This window comes from Streptomyces sp. NPDC049577 (genome assembly GCF_040675635.1).
Classification (GTDB): domain Bacteria; phylum Actinomycetota; class Actinomycetes; order Streptomycetales; family Streptomycetaceae; genus Streptomyces.
Genome location: NZ_JBFAPH010000440.1, coordinates 1 through 4205, shown reverse-complemented (window position 1 = coordinate 4205; position 4205 = coordinate 1). Strand labels below are relative to the sequence as shown.

The 4205-nt window shown below is 73.4% G+C and carries 3 protein-coding genes and 1 pseudogene; 3 read left to right on the top strand and 1 reads right to left on the bottom strand.

Features of this window, described 5'->3' with window-relative positions:
• The 3 genes from AB0K09_RS30465 to AB0K09_RS30455 form a co-directional block, all read left to right on the top strand.
• On the top strand, positions 1-1035 hold a 1035-nt coding region (locus AB0K09_RS30465; protein WP_366068637.1), incomplete at its 5' end, for a glycine betaine/L-proline ABC transporter ATP-binding protein.
• Complete coding sequence (locus AB0K09_RS30460; RefSeq protein WP_366068636.1) at positions 1032-2996, top strand: ABC transporter permease subunit; 1965 nt, start codon at positions 1032-1034, stop codon at positions 2994-2996. The genes AB0K09_RS30465 and AB0K09_RS30460, both read left to right, overlap by 4 nt.
• Positions 2997-3019: 23 nt before the next feature.
• Entirely contained in the window at positions 3020-3976 is a 957-nt protein-coding gene (locus AB0K09_RS30455) for an ABC transporter substrate-binding protein (RefSeq protein WP_366068638.1), read from the top strand.
• Here AB0K09_RS30455 and AB0K09_RS30450 read toward each other — a convergent pair.
• Positions 3977-4205 (bottom strand): annotated as a pseudogene (locus tag AB0K09_RS30450) (glycosyltransferase); the annotation flags it as partial.

Here is a 4205-nt window from a genome sequence, read left to right as displayed (position 1 = left end):
CCCGTGTTCAAGGTGCGCAACCTGTGGAAGGTCTTCGGGCCGAAGGCCGATCGCGTGCCCGGCAGTCCGCTGGCCGAGCTGGACGCGGAGGCCCTCCGCCAGGAGACCGGCTGCACCGTCGCCGTGCGCGACGTCTCCTTCGACGTGCGGCCCGGCGAGTGCTTCGTCGTCATGGGCCTGTCCGGCTCCGGCAAGTCCACGCTCGTGCGCTGCCTGACCCGGCTCATCGAGCCCACCGGCGGCACCATCGCCATCGACGGCGAGGACGTCTGCGCCATGGACAAGGGCACCCTGCGCGACCTGCGCCGGCATCGCGCCGCCATGGTCTTCCAGCACTTCGGCCTGCTCCCGCACCGCACCGTGCTCGACAACGTCGCCTACGGCCTGGAGATCCAGGGAGCCGGCAAGGCCGAACGCCGCGCCCGGGCCGCCGAGATGGTCGGCAAGGTCGGCCTCGCCGGCCTGGAGTCCCGCCGCCCCGGCCAGCTCTCCGGCGGCCAGCAGCAGCGCGTCGGCCTCGCCCGCGCCCTGGCCGCCGACCCCGAAGTGCTGCTCTTCGACGAGCCGTTCAGCGCGCTCGACCCGCTCATCCGCCGCGAGATGCAGGAAGAGGTCGTCCGCCTGCACCGCGACGAGGGCCGCACCATGGTCTTCATCACCCACGACCTCTCCGAGGCGCTGCGCGTCGGCGACCGCATCGCCCTGATGCGCGCCGGCCGCGTCGTGCAGTGCGGCACCCCCGAGGAGATCGTCGGCTCGCCCGCCGACGACTACGTCCGCGACTTCGTCCGCGACGTGCCGCGCGAGCAGGTCCTCACCGTCCGCCGGGCCATGCGCGCCCCCCTCGCCGGCGAGGCGAACACCGGCCCCGCCCTGAGCCCCGCCACCACCGTCGCCGACGCCATCGAGGCCGTGGCCCGCACCGGCTCCACCGCCCGCGTCGTCGACTCCGGGCGCTGCCTGGGCGTCGTGGACTCCACGAGCCTGCTCGGCGTCGTCGCCGGCCTGGACCGTACGGAGAAGGCCGCCGCATGAGCACAGCCACCACCCCCGTGAAACCCGCGGTGCGGGTGCCCCCGGCACTCGCCCGCCTCCTTCGGCACACCGCCGCCCGCAAGCTCCTCCTGCTCGCGGGCGCCGCGGCCCTGCTCGTCCCCCTCGCGCACGCCCACTGGGGCAGCGGCAGCTGGCCCCACGCGCTGACCGTCGCCGTCGACGGCCCGCTCGGCCGGGCCAACGACTGGATCATCGACAACCGCGACAGCCACTGGGTCTTCCTCTACTTCTTCGGGCACATCAGCAACGCCATCGTCACGTCCGTCCACGCCGTCTACGTCGTCCTCCTCGCCCTCGGCTGGGCGGGCGTCACGGCCGGCGCCACCCTGCTGGCCTGGCGCTGCGCCGGCCGGCGGGCGGGCCTGACCGCCCTGCTGTCCTTCGCGGTGTGCGGCCTGCTGGGCATGTGGGTGCCGACGATGCGCACGCTCGCGCTGATGGTCGTCGCCGTCGCCGCGTCCGTCACCCTCGGCGCCCTGCTGGGCCTGGCCGCCGGCCTCTCGGACCGCACCTTCCGCGCCCTGCGCCCGGTCCTCGACACCATGCAGGCGCTGCCCGCCTTCGCCTATCTGCTGCCCGTCGTGCTCGTCTTCGGCATCGGCGTGGCGCCCGCCGTCCTGGCCACGGTCGTCTACGCGGCCCCGCCGATGGCCCGCCTCACCGCGCTCGGCCTGCGCGGCGCCGACAAGGGCGTCCTGGAAGCCGTCGACTCGCTCGGTGCCGGCCCGGTCCAGCGCCTGCTGACCGCCCGCCTGCCCCTCGCCCGCCGCGAACTCCTGCTGGGCGTCAACCAGAGCATCATGATGGCCCTCTCCATGGCCGTCATCGCCTCGGTCATCGGTGCCGACGGCCTGGGCGACCGCGTCTACCAGGCCCTCTCCACGGTGGACGTGGGCAGCGCCCTGGCAGCGGGCATCCCGATCGTCCTCCTGGCCGTGGTGCTCGACAGGTCTGTGGGCAGTCGTTCCGCAGGGCGGAACGGACGGGCACAGACCCCATCGGCCCGCACCCGGACCGCACTCACCTGGGTCGCGGGCACCGCGGCGGTGGCCGCCCTCGGCCGGCTCCCGGGAGCAGGCAGCTGGCCCGACCACTGGACCGTCGCGATAGCGACGCCGGTCAACACCGCCAAGGACTGGATCGTCGACCACCTCTACACCGGTCTCCCCGGCATCGGCGGCACCGCCGACCTCGCCGCCCACTACACCGGCTGGATCCTCGACCCCCTGCGCTCCGGCCTGACGGCCCTGCCCTGGTGGGGAGCGCTCCTGCTCGTCGCCGCCCTCGCCTGGCCCATCGGCACCTGGCGCACCGCCGCCACCGCCGTGGCCTCCCTGGCCGCCATCGGCGTCCTCGGCAAGTGGGACACGGCCATGGACACGCTCTCCCAGGTGCTGGCGGCCGTCGCCGTCACGCTCGCCCTGGGCTTCGCGATCGCCGTGGCCGTCGCGCGCAGCGCGCGCACCGAGCGGCTGCTGCGCCCGGTCCTGGACGTCTTCCAGACGATGCCGCAGTTCGTGTACCTGATCCCGGTCGTCGCCCTGTTCGGCGTCGGCCGCGCCCCGGCCGCCGCCGCGGCGATCGTGTACGCGCTGCCGGCCGTCGTCCGCATCGTCGGCCAGGGCCTGCGCCAGGTGAACCCGGGCGCGCTGGAGTCCGCCCGCTCGCTCGGCGCGACCGGCGGGCAGCAGCTGCGGCAGGTCCAGTTCCCCCTCGCCCGCCCCGAGCTGCTGCTGGCCGTCAACCAGGCCGTGGTGCTCGTGCTGTCGGTCGTCATCATCGGCGGCCTCGTCGGCGGCGGGGCGCTCGGCTACGACGTCGTCTTCGGCCTGGCCCAGGGCGACCTGGCGACCGGGCTGGTCGCCGGCACGGCGATCGCCTGCCTGGGACTGATGCTCGACCGGGTGACCCAGCCGACGAAGGCGAAGGAGGCGCACTGATGAAGCGCACAGCCCTGGCGGCCATGGCGGCCGCCACCACCCTCCTGGCCGGCGCCGCCCTCTCCGGCTGCGGCGCGGCCGACATGACCAGGCAGTCCTCGCCGTACGCCAACGCGCAGGGCGCGAAGACCGTGACCCTGTCCGTCCAGTCCTGGGTCGGCGCCCGTGCCAACGCGGCCGTCGCCCAGTACCTGCTGGAGCACGAGCTCGGCTACCGCGTCGACACCGTGCAGGTCGACGAGGTCCCTGCCTGGGACGCCCTCAGCCAGGGCCGCGTCGACGCGATCCTGGAGGACTGGGGCCACCCGGACCAGGAGAAGCGCTACGTCACGGACAAGAAGACGGTCACCGACGGCGGCGCCCTCGGCGTCACCGGCCACATCGGCTGGTGGGTGCCGAAGTACTTCGCCGACGCCCACCCGGACGTCCTCGACTGGAAGAACCTGAACAAGTACGCCGCGCAGCTCCGCACCCCGGAGAGCGGCGGCAAGGGACAGCTCCTGGACGGCTCCCCGTCCTACGTCACCAACGACAAGGCGCTGGTGAAGAACCTGGGTCTGGACTACCAGGTCGTCTTCGCGGGCTCCGAGGCGGCGCAGATCACCCAGATCAAGCAGTTCGCCAAGGACAAGCGGCCCTTCCTCACCTACTGGTACGAGCCCCAGTGGCTCTTCAACGAGGTGCCGATGGCCGAGGTCAAACTCCCCGATCACACCGACGCCTGCGACAAGAAGGGCACCGACGACCCGTCGTCCATCGACTGCGCGTACCCCACCACGCCCCTGAAGAAGTTCCTCAACGCCGGCTTCACCCGCGAGGGCGGCAAGGCGGCCCGCTTCCTGAAGAACTTCCACTGGACGAAGGCGGACCAGAACGAGGTCGCGCAAATGATCGCGGAGGAGAAGCTGCCGGCGGAGAAGGCGGCCGAACGGTGGGTCAAGGAGCACCCGGACACGTGGAAGGCGTGGTTGCCCGCGTAATCACTCCCCGGCCACCTGCCGGACGGCCTCGACGGCCCGCCCCGCCCCGTCCTCGCCCGCCATGTGCCGTGCGACCTTCTGCGCGGCTCGCGCGTACGACTGCTGCCGTACGACGTCGCCGAGCGCACCGGCGAGCCGTTCGGCGGTGAGGGACCGGAAGGGAATCGGGCCGCCGGCGGCGCCGAGGGCGGCGACTCGTGCCGCCCAGAACGGCTGGTCCCCGGTCACC